Genomic DNA, 20,950 nt, shown 5'->3' with positions numbered 1-20,950 from the left:
TTCGTTTGTCTTTTTTTTCTTCCATTTTATAACTTTGAGGCAAAAGTATTTAATTCATTTCGAATTGCATAAGACGAATGTCATTATAAAGTTTTTAAAATTGGATAGATTAAATCTTGAAAATATTTTCATAACTTTAAAAAAGTAAATGATTGATAATGAAAACACTTTTATTTTTTCTTTTTCCAATTGCTCTTTTTGCACAAGAAGTTGCTCAGAATGATCAGTCAAAAAATAAATTGTTGATGAATTTTGCTCAACAATCTGGTTATTTTGATTTTAAATATTCGCAAGATTTATCGCTTGAAAAGAATAATGAATTGATGCAAGATTATATCAAAAATTATACAAATCAACAACACGATGTTTCTCCTTTAGAGCCTGTAGAGAAAAGAATTCCTTACGAATATGATGATTCAAAAACATATGGACAAAATTTAGTAAGAAGTGTTATACATGATATTTTTTTTAGCAAACCGCTGAAATTAGGTAAATAAAAAAAGCCCAATCCTTAGATTGAGCTTTAAAATACTATAAAAATATATAAAAATTCTGAGCTTAGAATTTTATATTCTCTGTTGTTGCGATTAAATCTTGAATTGTTTCGCGACGACGAATTAAATAATCCTTATCGTCAATTAACAAGACTTCCGCAGGTTTGAAACGCGAATTGTAGTTCGAAGCCATCGAGAAACAATATGCTCCTGCATTGTGGAAACACAATACGTCTCCTTCGCTAATTTCATTTATTTTACGATTCGATCCAAATGTATCTGTTTCACAAATATATCCCACAACTGTGTAATAACGACTACGACCTTCTGGATTCGAAATATTTTCAATTTCGTGATGAGCACTATAAAACATTGGACGAATCAAGTGGTTGAAACCTGTATCAATTCCAGCAAAAACAGTAGAAGTTGTTTGTTTCACAACATTTACAGTCGCTAAGAAAGATCCTGCTTCCGAAACCATATATTTTCCTGGCTCGAACATTAATGTCAAAGGCTTTCCGTACGTTTTTTCAAACTCATTGAAACGAGCTGATAAACGCTCTCCTAAATATTCAATATCCGTTTCGTCTGCTCCTGGATAATAAGGAACTTTAAATCCTGATCCAAAATCGATGTAAGATAAATTCTTGAATTCTGCTGCAACTTCAAATAAAATTTCAGCTCCTTGCAAGAAAACATCAATATCTAAAATATCAGAACCTGTATGCATGTGAACACCATCCAAATGTAAACCAGTATTTTCTACAACACGTTTGATATGCGGTAATTGGTGAATAGAAATTCCGAATTTTGAATCAATATGTCCAACCGAAATATTTGCATTTCCACCAGCCATAATATGTGGATTAATACGCACACAAACTGGATATTTAGGGAAATCTTGACCAAATGTTTCTAAAACCGAAAGGTTATCGATGTTGATACGAACACCTAAATCAATTGCTTTTTTAATCTCTGCATACGAAACACCATTTGGCGTATAAATGATTTCTTTTGGCTTGAAACCCGCCATTAATCCCAATTCTACTTCTTGAATAGAAACTGTATCCAATCCTGAACCAAGTGATTTGAAATACTTTAAAAGATTAAGATTTGTGTTCGCCTTACATGCATAATTTAACTTTAAACGTTTGACTGTAGAAAATGCATTTGTCATCTTTTCATATTGCGATCTAATTTTGTTCGCATCATACACATACAACGGTGCACCATATTTTTGCACCAATTCCAATAGACGTTCTCTATTCAGTTCCATTTTGTTTATTTTTTTGTTTAAAGTTAAATTTCAGTTGCCAAAATTACGGAATACAAATGGTTTTCTGAAGAAAATTCAGAATAAACTTATTATAAATCAGTAATTTCGAATATTATTTAAAAGTTTGAAAAATATTTCGAATATTATTCGGGAATAAATGTTTTAATCCCTCCACCATTCTTTGAATTGAAAGACAGAATCGTTCAAATTTAGTGGTTCACCGATCATTGGAGTTAAAATATCGAGCTTATTTTGCTTACCATTCGCTATAATTTTTTCCAGAGGTTCGTCCCAAGCATGTTTTGCCAAAGCAAATTTTGCAGCATGAACAGGAATAATATGTTTTGCTTTCAAATCGTTGATAATTGCAGGTAAATCTGTTGGTAAAGCATGAATGTATTTCCACGCATCGTTGTATTGTCCATTTTCGAGAATCGCAAAATCAAACGGACCATATTTTTCTCCAATTTCTTTGAAATGCATATCATAACCACTATCACCACCTAAAAATATTTTTTGCTTAGGCGTTTCCAACACATAGGAAGTCCAAAGTGTTGTGTTTCGTTTAAATTTTCGACCAGAAAAATGACGAGCTGGTGTAAAAGTTATTTTTAAGTTATTTTTTAATGTAACGCTTGTATTCCATTCTTCTTCGATTAATTGTTCGGGCGAATAATTCCACTTCTCAAAATGCGCACCAACGCCAAGCGGAAGAATAACTTTATCCACTTTTGAACGTAATTCTTTCACCGTTTCATAATCCAAATGATCATAATGATCGTGTGAAATAACCAAATAATCAATCTTTGGAAAATCTTTTGCATGATACGTATTTGCTCCTTTAAACGCTTTATTGAAAATTGGTAAAGGCGAACCGTAATCACTAAAAACAGGATCGATAAGGAAATTTACACCATCCAATTGAATATAATAAGACGAATGTCCCAACCAAATAAACACATTTTCGGTTTTGTCGATTGATTTGATATCTGTCTGAATATGCGGAATAGAATCTTTTGGATTGAGTTTTGGATTTTTCGCACCAAAGAAAAAGTCCCACATCACTTTTTTGGTATCAAAACCTTCTGCAAATGCAGGCGTGTGATGAATATTTTGAAATTGTCCATTTTTATACAACTTCGATTGTTTTATTCGTTCCAATCGTTTTCCAGTTGCATCAGCACCAAAAGTATTCATTTGTAGAACCGCGAAAGTTGCAATTACAAGAATTACAATCAAACTTAATAGGAAGTAAAGCATTCGTTTTAAAACTTTTCGTTTATTGATTTTTTTCATTAATGATCAAATTTATAAAATTCTTGGATTGATTTTGAAATAATATATCTTAAGTAAACTGTAACATTTGTAACTTTCATTTTAATTTAGATTTATCAACTTTGTACACGTTTTAGAAAAAATACAAAATGGAATTTATCTTACAACCTTGGCCATGGTATATTGGCGGACCAATAATTGCGATTGTAATGCTTTTATTGATTTATTTCGGAAAAAGTTTTGGATTTTCATCAAATTTCAGAACGATTTGTTCTGCTTTGGGAGGAGGAAAATCATGTGATTTTTTCTCGTTTGATTGGAAAGCTCAAAAATGGAATTTATTATTTTTAGTTGGTGCAGTAATAGGAGGTTTTGTTTCGGTACATTTTTTATCAGATAATCAAATTCCAGCAATTTCAGATGCTACAATTACAAAATTGAATGCAATGGGATTTGAAAGTGCAGGAAAAGCCTATTCTCCAACCGAAATTTTCGAAACGATGTCCATTAAAAATATTGCGTTATTATTTGTTGGTGGATTGTTAATTGGTTTTGGAACGCGCTACGCAGGAGGTTGTACATCTGGGCATGCGATTTCGGGTTTAAGTGATTTGCAGTTACCTTCATTAATCGCTGTTATCGGCTTTTTTATCGGTGGACTTTTGATGGTTCACGTTTTGTTTCCTTTAATTTTTTAATCTCATGAGAAGTTTAGTTTATATCATATTAGGCGTTATCTTTGGTGTAACCATGTACAAGGCAGAAACAGCCTCTTGGTTTCGTATTTTCGAAATGTTCAATTTTCAATCTTTCCACATGTACGGATTTATCGGTTCGGCTTTGGTTGTTGGTTTGATTGGAATACAATGGATGAAAAAGAAAGAAGCAAAAGATATCGATGGTGAAAAAATTGTGATTCAACCCAAAACAAAATCAATAGCTCGTTATTTGATCGGAGGAATTTTCTTCGGATTAGGTTGGGCGTTGGTTGGCGCTTGTCCTGGACCAATATTTGTGTTATTAGGCGCAGGAGTTTATCCAATTTTAATTACAATTGTAGGTGCATTAATCGGTACTTTTCTTTACGGAAAAATTAGAAACAAAATCCCACATTAAACATGATAAAAGAGAAAATAGAAGCAACTTATCCGTATCAATTTGAAGATGAATTATTGAATGAAATTGATGAATTAGGATCTTTGATAGATTTTAAAGCGAATGATGTGATGATTGATTTGAACCAATTTATCAAGGGAATGCCAATTCTTTTGAGTGGTGCAATCAAGATTATGCGCGAAGATTTTGATGAAGGAGAATTGTTGTTGTATTTTCTCGAAAAAGGTGATACATGTGCCATGACGATGGCTTGTTGTTTGGGTGATAAACAAAGTAAAATACGTGCTGTAGCTGAAACTGATGGAGAATTGGTAATGATTCCGATTGTAAAAATGGACGAATGGTTGGCAAAATATCCATCGTGGAGACGTTTCATTTTTGATAGTTATAATAATAGAATGGAGGAAATGTTGGTAGCGATTGACAATTTAGCTTTCAACGATATGAACGAACGTTTGAAAAAATATCTGTTGGATGTTGCAAGTATCAACAAAGGTAAAGTTGTGGTAAAAACACACCAAGAAATTGCTTATGAACTGAATACTTCTCGTGTTGTTATTTCTCGTTTGTTGAAAGCGTTAGAAAAAGAAGGTTTCCTTCAATTAAACCGAAACGAAATCACGATTAAGTAAGAAATTATTTAAAAAATATATACAAAGGAAGCTTAATTTTTGAGCTTCCTTTTTTTGTTTTAATCTTCCGTATAGTCAATAATATCACCAGGTTTACAATCTAAAGCTTTACAAATTGCATTCAAAGTTTCAAAACGAATAGCCTTTGCTTTTCCATTTTTTAAGATAGATAAGTTAGATAATGTAATACCAACTTTATCGCTCAAATCATTTAAAGACATTTTACGTTTTGCCATCATGACATCTAAATTGATAATAATTGCCATATTTATATCGTTAAATCGTTTTCTTGTTTCATTTGAATACTTTGTTTTAAGGCAATTGCAAAAGCAATAATAAATAATCCTGTATACATATCAGAAGCATTAATCATATTACTTTTAGAAATAATAAAATTACTATTCACAAGATATTTTTCTAGTTGATTATTTTTTATGATAGTTAATAAAGAGTCAATCAAAGAAAAACCAATAACAGCAAAACCATTATACAATAAAGTATTGTATGTGCTTTTTTCAAATAATTCACCGTTAATAAATCTTTTAATTAATCGAATTGTAGAAAATAAATAAAAAACTATTACAACGCCTAAAAGTAAATATAAAACCCAAATATAAAATGGGTAAATATCTAAACTTCTATCAGTATATACTTCTAAACTAATTTCGTTTGTTAAAATGTCTCCATCTATTCTTGGAATAGAAATAGTATTATTGACACTATTTTTTGGAATGACATTAAAATATTCATAATTTCCTTTTGAATTTCCATCATTCAAACCTCTTTTGAAATCATTTAATCCATTATTAAAAAAGAAATCAATAAAAGGTAGAGTGATTAGTAATACTCCAATTAATTTTAAATAAAATTTAGATTTAGTTTCCATATTTAGTAATAATTTATTTTTCAAATTAAATAGAAATATTTTGAATTACAAAATAAATTTATTGTAAAACAATAAAAATATATTAATAAACGATTTAATTGTTGTTTTTCTAGGTGAAATAATTTTTATTGATTTGTAACGTTTTTGAACATTTATCCTCTATTTTGAATAATCCTTTAGGTAGAATGTTGTAGTACCTTTACAATCGTAAATGAAAACAATTTTTCACATATTTTCTATCCTTTTTTTGATTGTTCTGTTTAGTTTTTCTAACAAAACAAATCAATCTTCTGCGCATCAAAAAGTAGAAAAAGAGACAATAAAATGTGATAATACAAATAGCACTATTGAAGGATTTACATTTACTGTAGAAGATTTAAAAATCAATGATTTTTCTTTTGACGAATTTATCAACACGGATGTTAAGTTTAATTTTAATCAACAGATTTGTGTTCGTGTATTTTCTGATTTATTTTCTACTTCAACCAACACAATTTGCCTGTTGAGGCATTATATCTACGGTTTACCATTTATCTGATAAACATAAAATTTTCTTATACATAGCTATTTTCTAAGCATTTATTTTGTTTAGAAGGAGGGAATCTATTCACAAAAATTAAAAATTATGCACGAATTAAGTATTGTCAAAGACATATTTGATACGTTGAACGAGCACTATGATTCGAAAATAGAAGACATAGAAAAAGTTCAAATTACAGCTGGCCTTTTATCAAATGTTCAACCTGTTTTAATCCAAAATGCATTTGATGCATTTATAGCTGATAACCAAAATTATAATGAAATCGAGTTAGAGGTTTTAGTCAATGAAATTGTGGCGTATTGCGAACATTGTCACAAGAATTTCGAAGTCAAATATCACAAATTTGTTTGCGAAGATTGCTCAACACCGTCCAGCACAATTGTCAAAGGAAATGAGCTTTTTATCTCGCAAGTCATCTTTAAAAATAAATAATCATTAATTAAACATATTTCAATTATGTCAACAAATACACAAAATCCAAAAAGTCTTGGGAATAGAGTAGGATCTGTTCAATGCGACAACACAACTTTACATTTATTAAAAGCCAACGATTATGTTGCAAATGCGATTCGCGAACGTCTGAAAGATGTTTGTATCATCAATGTTTGTTCGTCTCCAGGATCAGGAAAAACAACGTTGTTACAAGAAATTGGAAAACGTTTGGGAAAAGAATTGAATATTTCTGTTTTAGTTGGTGATCCAGAAACGGAGCGTGATGCAGTTCGTATGCGCGAAGTAGGAATTAATGCGTTACAAATTGTAACAGGTGGAATGTGTCATATCGAAGCGCAAATGATTTTACAAGCTTTGGATCACATTAATTTGGATGGAACAGATTTATTATTTATCGAAAATGTAGGAAATCTTCTTTGTCCATCTGCTTTTGATTTAGGTGAAGATTATCGTGTAACACTTATTGCTACAACAGAAGGTGATGATAAACCAAAAAAATATCCACGTATGTTCTTAACAAGTGAGTTGATGTTGGTTTCTAAATCAGATTTATTACCATATGTACCTTTTTCTATCGAGGCGGTTACTAAAGATGCAAGAGAGGTTAATCCAAACTTAGAAGTGCAAACAATCAGTACGTTGAATGGAGAAGGAATTGACGAATGGTGTCAATGGTTGAAAGAGAAAGTTCAGTTGAAAAAAGAAGCTGCTCAACAAAAATAATAGATCGAAACAATGGAAAATCAGTTGGTAATTATAGATAAAATTCAGTCAAAAACTGAAGAAGTAGAAAATGTTTTGGATCAATTAACGATTGAATGGTTTGAGATTCGAAAACAAAAAATTACACGAAAAACAACTACTGGTTTAACATTAGAACTTCGATTACAAACTAAAAATGAGTGGCAGAACGGCGATCGATTATTTCATGAAAACAATTTAATAGCTTCAGTTTACATAAAACCTTGTTTGTGTATTCAGTTTTCTGCAAAGTCGAAGTCCGATGCCGCTGATTTTTGTTACTTCGTTGGCAATCGTCACCTTCCTATTTACTGGAAAAACGACGATAATCAACTTTTGCTTCCTTATGATGGTCGTATGTACGAGCAACTTTTGACTCGTTATCAAGATAAAATACAACTTGTCGAAGCACAATTAATCAGTGAATTTTTATTAAAAAATTTGGTAAAAAATTAAACCATGAATTGTAAAATATTTCATCGCATAACCCTTGTTTTATCATTCTTTATTTTTTTTCAAAGTTGTCATTCTTCTTCAAAAAAGAGCGAACAACAAGGCGAAATAAAAGCGGAAGATAGTCGTGGAAAAATAATTTCGTTACCAGAAGAAGCAAAACGAGTGATTGTACTTTTTGAACCTTCTTTGGACGAAATTTATATGTTACACGCCGAAGATAAAGTGGTTGGAATTCCGCAACAAGTTTTTCAGAATGAAGATAAATTTGAGTTCTATGCAAAACTAGATGAGCGAATCAAAAATAAAACAATTGCGACGCCAACTTTTGGGGGTGGGTCAAGTAATATTGAAACAATTGTTGGTTTACAGCCTGATTTAGCGATTGTTTATGAACAAAATATCGAAACAATTCAGCAATTAGAAGAGTTAAATATTCCAGTTTTTACCGTTTCAAGTTTAAGTCAAGATAAGATTTACAAAGAATTGCTTGGAATGGGAACTTTATTAGGAAAAAAACAGCGTGCAGAAGAAGTGGTTTCTTATGTAAAAGCAGAGGCTGAAAAGTTGAAAACTCCTGCAAACGAAAAACCTAAAAAAGTGTATTACGCATGGTCGAAAGGACGTATTTTTTCGACATCAGGAAAAGGGACTTTGTTAGATTTAGCGATTAAATTATCGGGTGCAGAAAATGCTTGTCCGTTGGAAATGGAATCGCCAAATGTTGGTGCAGAATCTATTTATAAATGGAATCCAGATTTGATTGTACTTTGGAATTCGAGCCTTGATGAGGTGTATCAATTAAAAGAATTGGATGCTTTACCAGCGGTAAAATCGAAACAAGTTTTCAAGATGAATCCTGCATTTTATTACGATCCGCATACGGTTAAGTTTTTATTATTTGCCAAACAACTTCGTAACTGGTGTTATCCTTCGGCTTATTCGACTGAACAATTAAACAAAGAGGTGCAAAACGATATCATGCAATTGTACCAAAAACCAGATTTATACAAGAAAAATGCAATCTAAATTGAAATCTTACGGTCTACTTTTGATTTTGCCAATAACGGTTGTTATCCTTTCTATGACAATGGGCGCAACTAATTTTGTAGGCATTTCGGAGTTGATTCGTTACAGTTCATCTGCAATCAGCAAGTTAATTTCGGGAACAACTAATTTACCTCAATCAAGTATCGAAACTATTTTGTGGCAAGTTCGTTTACCTCGTATTGTATTAACGTTTATTGTTGGCGCAGCTTTGGCATCTTCTGGAAATGTTTTACAAGCAATTTTCAGAAACCCAATTGTTGATCCATTTACATTAGGTATATCATCTGGTTCTGCTGTTGGTGCAGCTTTGGCGATGGTTGTTCCTGTGTTGTCAATTAATATTTCAGCATTTGTATTTGGAATTTGCGCTGTATTATTAACATATTTAATATCTAAGACAAATGTCAAAAGTTCGTTAATCAATATGGTTTTATCAGGAATGATAATTTCTGGAGTTTTTACAGCCGTTTTGACGCTTTTACAATACATCAGCGATCCATATAAATTGCAAATGATTGTGCAATGGACGATGGGAAATTTACATACAGCTTCTTGGGAAAAAGTAGAAATAGCTTTTTATCCGATTTTAATTGGTTTAACCATTATCATTTTATTCCGTTGGAAACTTAATTTATTGTCTTTGGGTGATGAAGAAGCGCTTGCAGTTGGCGTAAAACCAGGACTTTTGAAAGTTATTTTGATAGGAGTTGCAACCTTAATTACAGCCGCTTGTGTTGCCGCAGTTGGTGTGATAAGTTTATTTGGATTAATCGTTCCACATATTAGTCGAATGTTTTTTGGACCAAATAACGAAAAAACGGTTTGGGCAAATATTAGTATTGGCGGAACTCTTCTTTTGGTTATTGATGATTTTTCGAGAACTGTAATGCCTTTTGAGATTCCGGTTGGTGTTTTTACAATGTTGATTGGTGCACCAATTTTTATTTATCTGATGAGAAAAAACGCAGCAAATTGGAACTAATGAAAGCAATAGTTAACATACAAAATTTATCGTTTACTTACGGGAAAGATAAAATTCTGAATGATGTAAATGTCAATTTTTCTGAAGCAAAATTATCTGTTGTGATGGGAAAAAATGGAAGTGGAAAATCGACTTTGTTTAATATCATTGCAGGTTTGGAGAAGAAATACGACGGAAATGTTTTCATTGGAAATGAAGAACGCAAAAAGATAAAAGTTGGATCATCGTCGCTTCGTTTAGGCTTTATGACACAGTTTCATCAAACGACTTTTCCTTTCAAAGTTTTTGATGTGGTGATGACAGGTCGCGCCTCTTTTTCGAGATTTTCTCCAAAGAATGAAGATTATCAAATTGTCGAAGAAATGTTGACGAAGTTTAATCTGTGGCATTTAAAAGACAAAGCTTATACTTCGCTTTCTGGTGGAGAAAGACAATTGGTATTGTTGTGTCGTGTTTTGGTTCAAAATCCAGATGTTTTGATGTTAGACGAACCAACGAATCACTTGGATTTGCATTACCAAGTTTTGGTTTTAGAAACTTTACAAGAATTTGTCAAACAAGGAAAAACAGTGCTTTGTGTGATGCATGATCCTAATTTGGCATTTATGTATGGTGATCAATTTTATATGATGAAAAATCATCAATTGGTTGATTTAGAAAATTATAATCAAGAAGAGATTAAAAATATTCTGCAAGAAACGTATCAATTGCCTTTGTTGAATTTAACTCATCAAGGAAAACAATTGTTTGTGCCACAATTAAAATAAAAATTGAATGAAAAATATAAAAATTACACCTGTTGAAACTCATCAGGTTGAAGAAATATTGCCTTATGTGATCGAGTTTAGACGCGATTTATTTCCAACATTAGATCCGACAATTGTTCCAAAAGACTTGTTGAACTTTATGTCAAATTACATCGAAAACCAAACTGGAATTTTTCTTCAGGCGCGTGATGAAAACAATAAAATTATTGGCGTTATCGGTATGATGCCTTTCGATTATCGTTTTCCTCATCTTTCTGTTGGTAAAGAAAAAACGGTTGAGGTTGCTCGTTTGTTTGTCGAACCAGCTTATCGTCGATTTGGTTTGGGAACGCAATTGTTTCAGGAATTGGAAAAACAAGCGCATCAAAAAAATATTCATCGTTTGTATTTGCACACGCATCCAAGTTTGCCAGGAGCATATGAATTTTGGTTGAAACAAGGTTTTGATTTGATGATGTTTTGCGAAGAATCAAATTTTCCGACTTATCACTTGCAAAAAGAGATTGGTACAATTGAATTAAAAAATAATATTTCTCAAAATGAAAACATCTTTCATATATAAAATTATCACGTTTAGTTTTTTCATTTTTCTTGGAATAACAGCAACTGCGCAAGAAGCAAAAATGATTTTTGGTAAAGTTCTGAATCAAGAAGATCAACCAATATCGAATGCAATTATTTCGATTGAAAATGATACATACAACGTAGAAACTGCTGAAAATGGAGAGTTTAAATTCGAAAAAGAAGTTCAACTTCCGTTAACAATTTCGATTATGGCTGATGGTTTGAATTCGACAAATTTTGTGATTACAAAACAAAATTGGAACGAGCAAACTGGTCTTAAAATCTATTTATCAAAGGAATCAACGCAATTAGGAGAAGTTTTAATTAGTTCGGACAAAAAGAATTCATATTATCAACATACGATCACTTTTGATGGAAAATTGAATGGAAATCTGAAAGATTTACCACAGACAATTAGCATTGCGAATCGCCAATTGATGGATGATAAACAAGCATTCAAAGTTTCGGATATGGTGCATGATTTATCGGGTGTTAATCAGGCTTCATCTTATGACGATTATACATTGAGAGGTTTTAGCAGCGGATACGGAAATAGTTTGCGTTTGGTGAATGGTTTGCGTTCTGGTTTTGGCTATGGAACAAGTTATTTCAATTCGCCTTTGACGATTAATTTAGAAAGAATCGAGGTTTTGAAAGGTTCGGGAGGAACGTTATTTGGTGATATTGCGCCAGGTGGAACGATTAATTTAGTGACTAAAAAACCATTAGAAGATTTTAATGGAGCTGTCAGTTTTTCATCAGGAAGTTTTGAAACTTTACGTACAACCTTTGATATTGGTGGACCATTGAGTAATAATTTATTTTATCGATTGAATGCAGGTTACCAAACAAGTAAAACATTTAGAAAAAATAACAATCAAAAAATAGTTTCGGTTGCGCCATCTTTTACGTTCAAACCAAGAAAAGGAACACAAATCGATGTGGATTTGACGTACGATAATTTTGATGGTTATTTGGATCGTGGAATGGGTGTGAAACAAACAGATTTATATGCAATCAATCGTTCTTTCACATTGTCTCAACCATCGGATTTTTTCAAAACAGAAACATTTTCGTTTCGTACAAAATTAACTCAAAAGATTTTAGATAATTTATCATTAACGCTTAATTATTCGAAATCAATTTATAAAGAAAAATTAAACGAACACAGAACGTTGAATAGCTTTGCAGATGCGCCATATAACACAATTGTAAATATGCGTTTCTTGTCTCGTGAAGCAACTGATTATACAGACAATGCCGTTGCTTTTTTGAATTATAAATTGCAAAAAGGACAAGTAAAACAAAATATAATTTTTGGTGTTGATTATGCACAATATAAGCCAGATGCGGATAATCAGCAGAAAGAGGCGAGAAGCAAAGAGGTGAATGGAGAAATTGTTCCGTTGACATTTGATTTGAATCATCCAATTTACGAATCGAAAGATTTATCTTCTTACAAATGGTTGAAACAAGCATCTTTTCCATTTTTGAGTTCTTATAAAACAACAGGTGTTTATGTACAAGATCAAGTAAAATTTAATCGATTAGAAATGTTATTTGGTTTGCGTTACGAGCATTATACATCAGAAAGTGCAAATCCAAAAACGCCTTATTCAGCAACTCAAGATACATGGCTACCTCGTGTGGGATTGACATATAAAGTAACGCCAACAATAAATTATTTCGCTAATTATTCGCAAGGTTATGTGCCAATTGCGGCTGATTATGTAGCGAATTACAAAAATTATGGTGCTGATAAACCATTCAAATCAGAGAGAAGTTTTCAAGTAGAAACAGGATTGAAAACAGAATTTTTCAAGAAGAAATTGCAAATAGATTTAGCGCTTTATCAAATTCAACGCAATGATATGATGATGCCAACAGGACAATTGAGCGATGCTGGTTTTCCTGTTTATCGTCAATCGGGTAAAGTTTCTTCGAAAGGTTTGGAGCTTGATTTACGAGGACAATTGCATCGTAATTTACAAATGAGTTTCAATTATACGTACACAGACACAGAGGTTAAAGCTTCTTCTGTAGCTTCGGAAGTTGGAATGCCTTTGCCAAATGCACCAAAAAATATGGCGAATGTCTGGTTTAAATATTCGGTTTTGCATGATACTTTCAAAGGTTTAGGATTTGGTCTTGGTGCTTCTTATGTTAGCAATCGACGTATGGAAAATTCTGTTGGAAAAGATGTACAAGGGAATGCTGAGTGGGGGTTTTTGCCAGATTACACAGTGGTAAATGCTGCAATTTATTATGATTTGAACCCATTAAAAATTTCAGTACAATTCAATAATATTTTCGATAAATATTATTTCCAAGGAGGAATTGATTACACACGAGTTTTCCCTGGATCTCCAAGTAATATGATGGCTACGTTAAGCTATTCATTCTAAAATAAATAAACAAATAAAACATAAAAATGATTTCAATTACACGCAAAATAAGCATTGTTGCTGCCTTTTTATTTACGATTACAACAAGTTTTGGACAATTAAGTCCTCCAGGTTTAGGTAAAGCTAAAACCGCTTCTTGGGCTGCTTTTGGCGTGCAACATAAGTTAGATTCTACTGGAAATAAATATGCAGTTGCATATGTTGGAATGGGTCGAAAAAGTTCACCAGATAATTATAATCCAGTTGATAAACCTGCAATTTTAGTCTTGAATTATGAGATTTACAATAAATTCAAGCCAAATCAACAATATAGTTATGCGATAAGTTATCGTCGTCAAAATGAATTTGATTCTGAAGCTCCTTTTCACAAAGAAGGAATAGAGCAGGAGTTTAGAGTTTATGGGCGTTATGCGTATACTGCGAATTTAGGAAAGTTTAAATGGAAGAATACAATTAGACAAGAATTCAGAAAGTTTTTTGATGCTGATTTTAATGAAGTTGACGAAAACTTTCAGTTAAGAACGCGTGTAAAAACGCAATTAACATATCCGATTTCAGATAAGAATAAGCAATCTTTAGCGCTTAGTGCTGAAGGTTTATTTGCGACGAGTTATATGAACGATGTGGAAAAACATTGGACAAAATATGCCTACAAAGAAACGCGTTTGGGACTTTATTATATGTTCCAAATTCCGAATTCTCCGTTGACGATGGATATTGGTTATGTTAACAACTTGATTAGGAATTATTCAGAAGCGAAATCGGGTGTGCATTATGTTGCAGTAGATTTGGTTTGGAAGCTTCCGTAGGAATTAAATAAGTGATTTTGGATGACAATGATTTATTTTAATAAATAATTAAATCATTTAAAATGAATGGATTAATCATTTTGAAGTAAGATTAAGGATTATTCATCAAAGGTTTTAGAATAGTCAAAAAGAATTAAATTGTCACGTTTTTGAATATTTATCTGATTTTTTAAGTAAGAAACAAACAAAGTAAAACGTCTAATTTTACATCAGTAATGAAAAAGGTTTTCTCTATAGTATTTTTAATGTTATTTATTACGATTGTAATAAGTATCTCGAAGTTTTCTCAAACGAGAAGTCTTGTCGAGGCGCATAGAGAACACACAGAACAAATAGATTGTGGAAAAAAATTATCTACTCAATTTGATAATTTCAATCTATTATCAGTTGATGAAAATAAATCAGAATCAGAAATTTTTACATTCGATTGTGATTTGTTTGTTCGTTTTTTGAATATTTATTTTCATCAAACCTTTTATCAAAAAATATCGGAAACAGTTGAAGTCAAGACTTTAAAAAGTTTACCGAAATACATCTTATTTCATTCGCTACAAATTGATTACAAATAATTAATTTTTATTAATCTACAATAGATTTCGTTGTTTTTAACTAAGCAATGAAGGATTCTTATTGTCAAAATTCAACATATTCATACACAAATTGTTTACATCAATGTGTAGGATAAATATCTAATTTTTTAAAAAATAAAAAAATGCATTTAACACCACGCGAATTAGAAAAGCTAATGTTACATACTGCTGGAGAGCTTGCGTTGAAACGTAAAGCAAGAGGCGTAAAATTAAATTATCCAGAATCTATTGCGCTTATCAGCCACTTTATTTTGGAAGGTGCAAGAGATGGGAAACGAGTTGCAGAATTGATGCAAGAAGGAGCAAACATCTTAACAACTGACGATGTAATGCCAGGAGTTGCAGAAATGATACACGATGTACAAGTGGAGGCGACTTTTCCTGACGGAACAAAGTTGGTAACGGTTCATAATCCTATTCGTTAATTCTAAAAATAAAAGAAAATGATACCAGGAGAAATTTTTGTAAAAGAAGGAACAATCGTTTGTAACGAAGGTAGAGATACGGTAAAAATTAATGTGATTAATACAGGAGATCGACCAATACAAGTTGGTTCTCATTTCCACTTTTTCGAAGTAAATAAAGCGATGCTTTTTGATCGTGAAGCTGCTTTCGGAAAACGATTAAACATTATTTCAAGTACAGCTATTCGTTTTGAGCCAGGAGAAGAAAAAGAGGTTGAATTAGTAGAAATCGCTGGTGACAAAAAAATGTACGGATTCAGCAATTTAGTTCAAGGTTCTATAGAATCAGACGAGCAAAAACAACAAGCATTAGAGAATATGAAATCTCACAATTTTAAAAGTCTTTAAAATGAGTTTAGAAGTAGACAGAAAACAATACGCCAATATTTTAGGCCCTACAACGGGAGATAAAGTACGTTTAGGAGATACAAATCTTATCATCGAAATTGAAGATGATTTTGGACATTATGGTGATGAATCAATTTTTGGAGGAGGAAAAACTGTACGTGATGGTATGGGGCAAAACTCTACAAAATTGCGTGCAGAAGGTGTTTTAGACCTTTGTATTACACGTGCAATTATTATTGATCACTGGGGAATTGTAAAAGCAGATATCGGAATCAAAGATGGTAAAATCGTTGGTATTGGTAAAGCTGGTAACCCAGATACAATGGACGGAATTACTGAAGGAATGATTATCGGAGCTTCGACAGAAGTACACAATGGAGCTGGAATGATTGTGACAGCTGGTGGTATCGATACACACATTCACTATATTTCTCCACAACAAATTAATACTTCTTTATTCAGTGGTATTACAACAATGATTGGTGGAGGTACAGGACCTAATGACGGTTCTAATGCAACAACTGTTACGCCAGGGAAATTCAATATTCAAAAAATGATGGAAGCGACTGAGTCTTTCCCAATGAACTTTGGATTCTTCGGAAAAGGAAACTGTGCTACTGTTGAGCCAATTGAAGAGCAAATAGAAGCTGGAGCTTTAGGAGTAAAAATTCACGAAGACTGGGGTGCAACACCATCTACAATTGATGCAGCATTGAAAGTTGCAGATAAATATGATGTACAAGTTGCGATCCACACAGATACATTAAACGAAGGTGGTTTCTTAGAAGATACAATGGAAGCGATCAATGGTCGTGTTATTCATACATTCCATACAGAAGGAGCTGGAGGAGGTCACGCACCAGATATTATCAAATCTGCGATGTATCCAAATGTATTACCAGCATCTACAAATCCAACTCGTCCTTATTCAGTTAACACAATTGATGAGCACTTGGATATGTTAATGGTTTGTCACCATTTGAGTAAAAATATCCCTGAAGATGTAGCATTCGCTGATTCTCGTATTCGTCCAGAAACAATTGCTGCCGAAGATATTTTACATGATATGGGTGTTTTCAGTATCATGAGTTCAGATTCTCAAGCAATGGGACGTCCAGGAGAGGTAATTTCAAGAACTTGGCAAACGGCAAGTAAAATGAAAGATCAACGTGGAGAAATTGCAGAAGATAAAGGTCATGACAATGATAACTTCCGTGCAAAACGTTACATCGCAAAATATACAATCAATCCTGCAATAGCACACGGAATCTCAGATTATATTGGTTCTGTTGAGGTTGGTAAAATTGCCGATTTAGTTATCTGGAAACCTGCTATGTTTGGTGTAAAACCAGAAATGATCTTGAAAGGAGGATTTATCGCAGGTAGTAAAATGGGAGATCCAAACGGATCTATTCCAACTCCACAACCAGTTATTTACAGAAATATGTTCGGTTCTTTTGGTAAAGCAGTTCAGAAAACGAATATCACATTTGTTTCTCAGGCTTCTATCGATAATGGAACAATTGACAGCTATAATTTGAACAGAGTTTTCTTACCTGTTAAAAACTGTAGAAATATTGGTAAAAAAGATTTGATTCACAACGATAAAACACCAAATATCGAAGTGAATGCAGAAAATTATAAAGTATATGTTGACGGAGAATATATTACATGCGAACCATCGGAAGTAGTTCCTTTAGCTCAATTGTATTATTTATTCTAATCATTAAAAATAGGCTCAGACAATGTGCTGAGCCTTTTCAAATATTTTTAATGAAATAATAAAATCAGGTTTTTAAGTATAAATGATAAATTTTAATCAAATAGTTTTTTCAATTGCAGTAATTGGAATGTCATTGATTTCAGGGAAAATGAACGGGCAAATCTTAGGAGGAATGAGATTGAAAGACAATGATGAAGGTCCAAAAGGGCAATTTTCACTATATGGTTCATTAGATTATTCTAAAGTTACGTCGCCATCTGGTCGTAGCAGCAACGTCTCAAGTGCTCCGATTGGAATAGGGTATTTCTTCAATAATAATGATGCGATTGGGGTTAACTACGCATATACAGAAGATAATGTCAATCATCAAGTTGTAAGTAAACAAAATGAAACAGGGATTTGGTATAGTCCTTCCTTGGCGCTTGGTAAATATTTTACGCTAATTGCGCATTTTGATGTGCATTATGTTTGGGGACAACAATTGTCTGAAACAACAGCATCTATGGAAAATTTTAATGGTTTTCGATTGAGAGGTTATCCTATGATTGGAATTGTTTTAGGCGGAGGCTGGGGATTGAAATTTAGATTTGCAGATTTTTCGCTGTTAGAAACAAAATCAAAAGAAGGTTGGACAAAAACATCTGTTGCTGGAGTTAATGGCTCTGCATTTGGAATGGGCGTATCTAAAAATATCGATTTTAGAAGAAAAAATTAAGCAAGATGATTATTAATGAGAGAATAGGAACTGTTGCAGAACAATCAATTTCACAGTCAATTGATTATTTGGATTTGGATTGGTACGAAACAACCAAAAGAATTCAACGCAAAAGAACAAGAGGTGGAAAAGATGTCGCGATCAAATTTTTGAAAGATAAACAACGTTTGCACGATGGAGATATTCTTTTTATGGATGACGAAACGGCAATTGTTGTGAATGTTTTAGAAACCAAAACGATTGTACTTTCTCCTCAATCTATTCTTGAAATGAGCGCACTTTGCCACGAAATTGGAAACAAACATTTACCACTTTACAATGAAAATGATTTGTTGCTTATGCCTTTCGAATTGACCATTTTTCGCTGGTTAGAATCATCTGGATACAATCCAAAAGTTCAAGATTTAAAACTCCTACATCTATTGAATGCCAATGTAGATCATCATCGCGAGACCAAAGTAGGAGGTTCAATGTCTACAAAAAATCTGAAAATAAAATTATCGTAAAAAGATAAAGAATGAAACAAGAATTTTTAGCAAGTTTATTACATATTTCTGATCCTACTTTACCGATTGGTGCTTATACACATTCGAATGGATTAGAAACTTATATTCAGAATGGAATCGTCAATAACAAACAAACGGCGCAAGAGTTTGTAGAAAACATGATGAAATATAATCTGAAATATAATGATGGTGCTTTTGTGAAATTAGCTTACGAAGCAACTCAACATTCAGATTTGAAAGAAATTTTGAAATTAGATGAAGAATGTTCTGCTCTAAAAGCGCCAAAAGAAATCAGACAAGCAAGTCAGAAATTAGGTTTGCGTTTAATCAAAATTTTCAAGCGTCGCGTAGAATCAGAATTTGTTGAGGAATACGAACGCAACATCAAACAAAACATCGCTTATTCTAATTACGCGATTGTTTTCGGAATTTATACCAGTTTATTGCAAATTCCACTTTACGAAGCATTGTTTGCTTTTTACTACACTTCGGCTTCTGGAATTGTAACAAACGCAGTAAAATTAGTGCCTTTGGGACAATTGGATGGACAAGATTTAATGTTCGATTTGTACGAAACAATTTCTCAAACAGCCAAAGAAACAATAGAATTAGATAGAGAATATGTAGGCTTATGCAACACATCGTTTGATATCAGATGTATGCAACACGAACGCTTATATTCTCGCTTATACATGTCATAAATTTTATAAACAATATTCAAAATGGAAAATAGAAAATATATCAAAGTTGGAGTTTGTGGACCTGTAGGTTCTGGAAAAACAGCTTTATTGGAAAAATTAAGTCGAAAAATGTTTAGTGATTATAATTTAGGAGTAATCACAAACGATATTTTTTGTTCAGAAGATGCCAAATTTATGGCGAAAAATAGTCTTTTACCAGAAGATAGAATTATTGGTGTAGAGACTGGAGGTTGCCCTCATACAGCGATTCGTGAAGATGCAAGTATGAATTTGGAAGCAGTTGATGAATTAGCAGATCGTTTTCCTGATATCGAATTGATTTTAATCGAAAGTGGAGGAGATAATTTAGCAGCAACTTATAGCCCAGATTTAGCTGATGTGACGATTTTTATTATTGATGTGGCAGAAGGTGAAAAAATTCCAAGAAAAGGTGGACCTGGTATCCAACGTTCAGACTTATTAATCATCAACAAAATAGATTTAGCGCCACACGTAGGAGCAAGTTTAGAAGTGATGGAAAGCGATACAAAACGAATGAGAAATGGAGCACCTTTTGTTTTCACAAACCTAAAAACAGAAGAAGGTTTGGATGGTGTTATTGGTTGGATTAAAAAATATGCACTTTTAGAAGAAATCGAAGAACCAAATCTTTTGAGATAAGATGGAATGTAGATTAGATATTGTTGCAGGATACAAGGAAGGTAAATCGTTCGTCAAAAATTTGTACGTCGGTAAACCCTTCCGTGTTGTATCCGTTGGGCAACGAAAATTAGATAATAAATTATATCAAATGACGATGACTTCTTCACCAGGAATTTTGAATGGTGACGAATATATTCTGAATATTGATGTAGAAGACAATGCAGCACTTCAGTTGCAATCACAATCGTACCAACGATTGTTTAATATGGATGATGAAGCAACACAAAAGTTGACGATTAATATACACAACAATGCGTCGTTTGCCTATGTGCCGCATCCAGTTGTTCCGCATGAAAACTCTAATTTCAAAAGTAGCGCTGCTATTACAATTGGAGAGAATAGTCAAATTATTATTAGTGAAATCATTACTTGTGGACGCAAACATTCGGGAGAAGTTTTCAAGTTAAAACGTTTTCAGAATTTGACTGAAATCTATCATCAAAACAAATTAGTAGTCAAAGATAATGTCTTAATTCAGCCTGATTTAATTCCGATTAGTAGTATTGGTATTTTAGAAAATTATACGCATCAAGGAAGTTTTATTTTCTTTAGTACAAAACCAGAAACGGATAAAGTTGCGTTGGTAGAAACATTATTAGAAACTGCAAAAAAACATACAAATGTAGAAATTGGGATTTCTGTTTTGGATGGAAATCGTTTCGTCATAAGAGCTTTAAGTCAAGGAGGAGAAGCAATGTATAATTATTTCTTGGCTGCCCAAGATTTACTTTGGGAATTATAGAAACAAATAAAAAAT

Annotated in this window: 26 protein-coding genes; 22 read left to right on the top strand and 4 right to left on the bottom strand. The window is 32.5% G+C overall.

The annotated features are described in order from the left end of the window. The first annotated feature begins 158 nt into the window (after nucleotides 1-158). The gene (locus tag B4A23_RS11525; protein ID WP_286502283.1) at nucleotides 159-497 is read left to right on the top strand and encodes a hypothetical protein; all 339 of its coding nucleotides are present in this window, start codon (nucleotides 159-161) and stop codon (nucleotides 495-497) included. A 61-nt stretch (nucleotides 498-558) separates the two neighbouring features. Here the strand turns inward: B4A23_RS11525 and lysA are convergent, their stop codons facing one another. Together lysA and B4A23_RS11515 are read right to left on the bottom strand one after the other, a co-directional pair. Next, nucleotides 559-1,770, bottom strand: coding sequence for a diaminopimelate decarboxylase (gene lysA, locus B4A23_RS11520; RefSeq protein WP_291120153.1), 1,212 nt, complete (start codon nucleotides 1,768-1,770; stop codon nucleotides 559-561). Between the two features lie 162 nt (nucleotides 1,771-1,932). Next, nucleotides 1,933-3,066 carry an MBL fold metallo-hydrolase gene (locus tag B4A23_RS11515; RefSeq protein WP_291120151.1) on the bottom strand — a complete coding sequence of 378 codons (1,134 nt, stop codon included), beginning with the start codon at nucleotides 3,064-3,066 and terminating at the stop codon, nucleotides 1,933-1,935. A 128-nt stretch (nucleotides 3,067-3,194) separates the two neighbouring features. Here B4A23_RS11515 and B4A23_RS11510 point away from each other — a divergent pair, with 128 nt between their 5' ends. The 3 genes from B4A23_RS11510 to B4A23_RS11500 are packed head-to-tail and all read left to right on the top strand — an operon-like array spanning nucleotide 3,195 to nucleotide 4,793. Then, a complete protein-coding gene (locus B4A23_RS11510; protein WP_291120149.1) occupies nucleotides 3,195-3,743 on the top strand; it encodes a YeeE/YedE family protein in 549 nt (182 codons plus the stop codon). Nucleotides 3,744-3,747: 4 nt separating this feature from the next. Further along, on the top strand, nucleotides 3,748-4,161 hold the full coding sequence (locus B4A23_RS11505; protein ID WP_135836085.1) for a YeeE/YedE family protein: 414 nt from the start codon (nucleotides 3,748-3,750) through the stop codon (nucleotides 4,159-4,161). Nucleotides 4,162-4,163: 2 nt separating this feature from the next. Continuing rightward, complete coding sequence (locus B4A23_RS11500; protein WP_286495422.1) at nucleotides 4,164-4,793, top strand: Crp/Fnr family transcriptional regulator; 630 nt, start codon at nucleotides 4,164-4,166, stop codon at nucleotides 4,791-4,793. A gap of 59 nt (nucleotides 4,794-4,852) precedes the next feature. On the opposite strand, the gene B4A23_RS11495 is transcribed toward B4A23_RS11500, so the two are convergent. Further along, nucleotides 4,853-5,059: a helix-turn-helix domain-containing protein gene (locus tag B4A23_RS11495; protein ID WP_286486023.1), complete on the bottom strand. Its 207-nt coding sequence runs from the start codon at nucleotides 5,057-5,059 to the stop codon at nucleotides 4,853-4,855. 2 nt (nucleotides 5,060-5,061) lie between these two features. Beyond that, on the bottom strand, nucleotides 5,062-5,679 hold the full coding sequence (locus B4A23_RS11490; protein ID WP_291120147.1) for a DUF2975 domain-containing protein: 618 nt from the start codon (nucleotides 5,677-5,679) through the stop codon (nucleotides 5,062-5,064). A 211-nt stretch (nucleotides 5,680-5,890) separates the two neighbouring features. Here B4A23_RS11490 and B4A23_RS11485 point away from each other — a divergent pair, with 211 nt between their 5' ends. The 18 genes from B4A23_RS11485 (at nucleotide 5,891) to B4A23_RS11400 (ending at nucleotide 20,935) form a co-directional block, all read left to right on the top strand. Then, complete coding sequence (locus B4A23_RS11485; RefSeq protein ID WP_291120144.1) at nucleotides 5,891-6,217, top strand: hypothetical protein; 327 nt, start codon at nucleotides 5,891-5,893, stop codon at nucleotides 6,215-6,217. 87 nt (nucleotides 6,218-6,304) lie between these two features. After that, nucleotides 6,305-6,652 (top strand): hydrogenase maturation nickel metallochaperone HypA, encoded by a 348-nt coding sequence (locus B4A23_RS11480; RefSeq protein ID WP_038336663.1) that lies wholly within the window; start codon nucleotides 6,305-6,307, stop codon nucleotides 6,650-6,652. A gap of 24 nt (nucleotides 6,653-6,676) precedes the next feature. Continuing rightward, entirely contained in the window at nucleotides 6,677-7,396 is a 720-nt protein-coding gene (hypB, locus tag B4A23_RS11475) for a hydrogenase nickel incorporation protein HypB (RefSeq protein WP_052217937.1), read from the top strand. A 12-nt stretch (nucleotides 7,397-7,408) separates the two neighbouring features. Next, on the top strand, nucleotides 7,409-7,870 hold the full coding sequence (locus tag B4A23_RS11470) for an urease accessory protein UreE (protein ID WP_291120142.1): 462 nt from the start codon (nucleotides 7,409-7,411) through the stop codon (nucleotides 7,868-7,870). A gap of 3 nt (nucleotides 7,871-7,873) precedes the next feature. Next, the gene (locus tag B4A23_RS11465) at nucleotides 7,874-8,896 is read left to right on the top strand and encodes an ABC transporter substrate-binding protein (protein ID WP_291120139.1); all 1,023 of its coding nucleotides are present in this window, start codon (nucleotides 7,874-7,876) and stop codon (nucleotides 8,894-8,896) included. After that, nucleotides 8,886-9,899, top strand: coding sequence for a FecCD family ABC transporter permease (locus B4A23_RS11460; protein ID WP_291120136.1), 1,014 nt, complete (start codon nucleotides 8,886-8,888; stop codon nucleotides 9,897-9,899). The genes B4A23_RS11465 and B4A23_RS11460 overlap by 11 nt, the downstream gene beginning before the upstream one ends. After that, nucleotides 9,899-10,666 (top strand): ABC transporter ATP-binding protein, encoded by a 768-nt coding sequence (locus B4A23_RS11455; protein WP_291120133.1) that lies wholly within the window; start codon nucleotides 9,899-9,901, stop codon nucleotides 10,664-10,666. Before B4A23_RS11460 ends, B4A23_RS11455 begins: the two co-directional genes overlap by 1 nt. Before the next feature lie 7 nt (nucleotides 10,667-10,673). Next, nucleotides 10,674-11,228, top strand: a complete 555-nt coding sequence (locus B4A23_RS11450; RefSeq protein WP_291120130.1) for a GNAT family N-acetyltransferase — start codon at nucleotides 10,674-10,676, stop codon at nucleotides 11,226-11,228. Then, nucleotides 11,206-13,635 (top strand): TonB-dependent receptor, encoded by a 2,430-nt coding sequence (locus B4A23_RS11445; RefSeq protein ID WP_291120127.1) that lies wholly within the window; start codon nucleotides 11,206-11,208, stop codon nucleotides 13,633-13,635. The genes B4A23_RS11450 and B4A23_RS11445 overlap by 23 nt, the downstream gene beginning before the upstream one ends. A gap of 26 nt (nucleotides 13,636-13,661) precedes the next feature. Then, nucleotides 13,662-14,444 (top strand): DUF2490 domain-containing protein, encoded by a 783-nt coding sequence (locus B4A23_RS11440; RefSeq protein ID WP_291120125.1) that lies wholly within the window; start codon nucleotides 13,662-13,664, stop codon nucleotides 14,442-14,444. Between the two features lie 712 nt (nucleotides 14,445-15,156). Beyond that, nucleotides 15,157-15,459: an urease subunit gamma gene (gene ureA, locus B4A23_RS11435; protein ID WP_038336653.1), complete on the top strand. Its 303-nt coding sequence runs from the start codon at nucleotides 15,157-15,159 to the stop codon at nucleotides 15,457-15,459. Nucleotides 15,460-15,477: 18 nt separating this feature from the next. Continuing rightward, nucleotides 15,478-15,846, top strand: a complete 369-nt coding sequence (gene ureB, locus B4A23_RS11430; RefSeq protein ID WP_038336652.1) for an urease subunit beta — start codon at nucleotides 15,478-15,480, stop codon at nucleotides 15,844-15,846. 1 nt (nucleotide 15,847) lies between these two features. Then, entirely contained in the window at nucleotides 15,848-17,569 is a 1,722-nt protein-coding gene (ureC, locus tag B4A23_RS11425) for an urease subunit alpha (RefSeq protein ID WP_115000038.1), read from the top strand. Nucleotides 17,570-17,651: 82 nt separating this feature from the next. Next, a complete protein-coding gene (locus tag B4A23_RS11420) occupies nucleotides 17,652-18,284 on the top strand; it encodes a hypothetical protein (RefSeq protein WP_286479378.1) in 633 nt (210 codons plus the stop codon). A gap of 5 nt (nucleotides 18,285-18,289) precedes the next feature. After that, on the top strand, nucleotides 18,290-18,790 hold the full coding sequence (locus B4A23_RS11415; RefSeq protein ID WP_280045780.1) for an urease accessory protein UreE: 501 nt from the start codon (nucleotides 18,290-18,292) through the stop codon (nucleotides 18,788-18,790). Nucleotides 18,791-18,801: 11 nt separating this feature from the next. Beyond that, a complete protein-coding gene (locus B4A23_RS11410; protein WP_115000043.1) occupies nucleotides 18,802-19,491 on the top strand; it encodes an urease accessory protein UreF in 690 nt (229 codons plus the stop codon). Between the two features lie 21 nt (nucleotides 19,492-19,512). Continuing rightward, nucleotides 19,513-20,151 carry an urease accessory protein UreG gene (gene ureG / locus B4A23_RS11405; protein ID WP_115000045.1) on the top strand — a complete coding sequence of 213 codons (639 nt, stop codon included), beginning with the start codon at nucleotides 19,513-19,515 and terminating at the stop codon, nucleotides 20,149-20,151. Between the two features lies 1 nt (nucleotide 20,152). After that, nucleotides 20,153-20,935: an urease accessory protein UreD gene (locus B4A23_RS11400; RefSeq protein ID WP_291120120.1), complete on the top strand. Its 783-nt coding sequence runs from the start codon at nucleotides 20,153-20,155 to the stop codon at nucleotides 20,933-20,935. Nucleotides 20,936-20,950: the final 15 nt, after the last annotated feature.

This window comes from Empedobacter sp. UBA7248 (assembly GCF_002472945.1).
GTDB classification, from domain to species: domain Bacteria; phylum Bacteroidota; class Bacteroidia; order Flavobacteriales; family Weeksellaceae; genus Empedobacter; species Empedobacter falsenii_C.
Note: the sequence above shows the minus strand (reverse complement) of the source record. Positions and strands in the feature narration are given on the sequence as shown.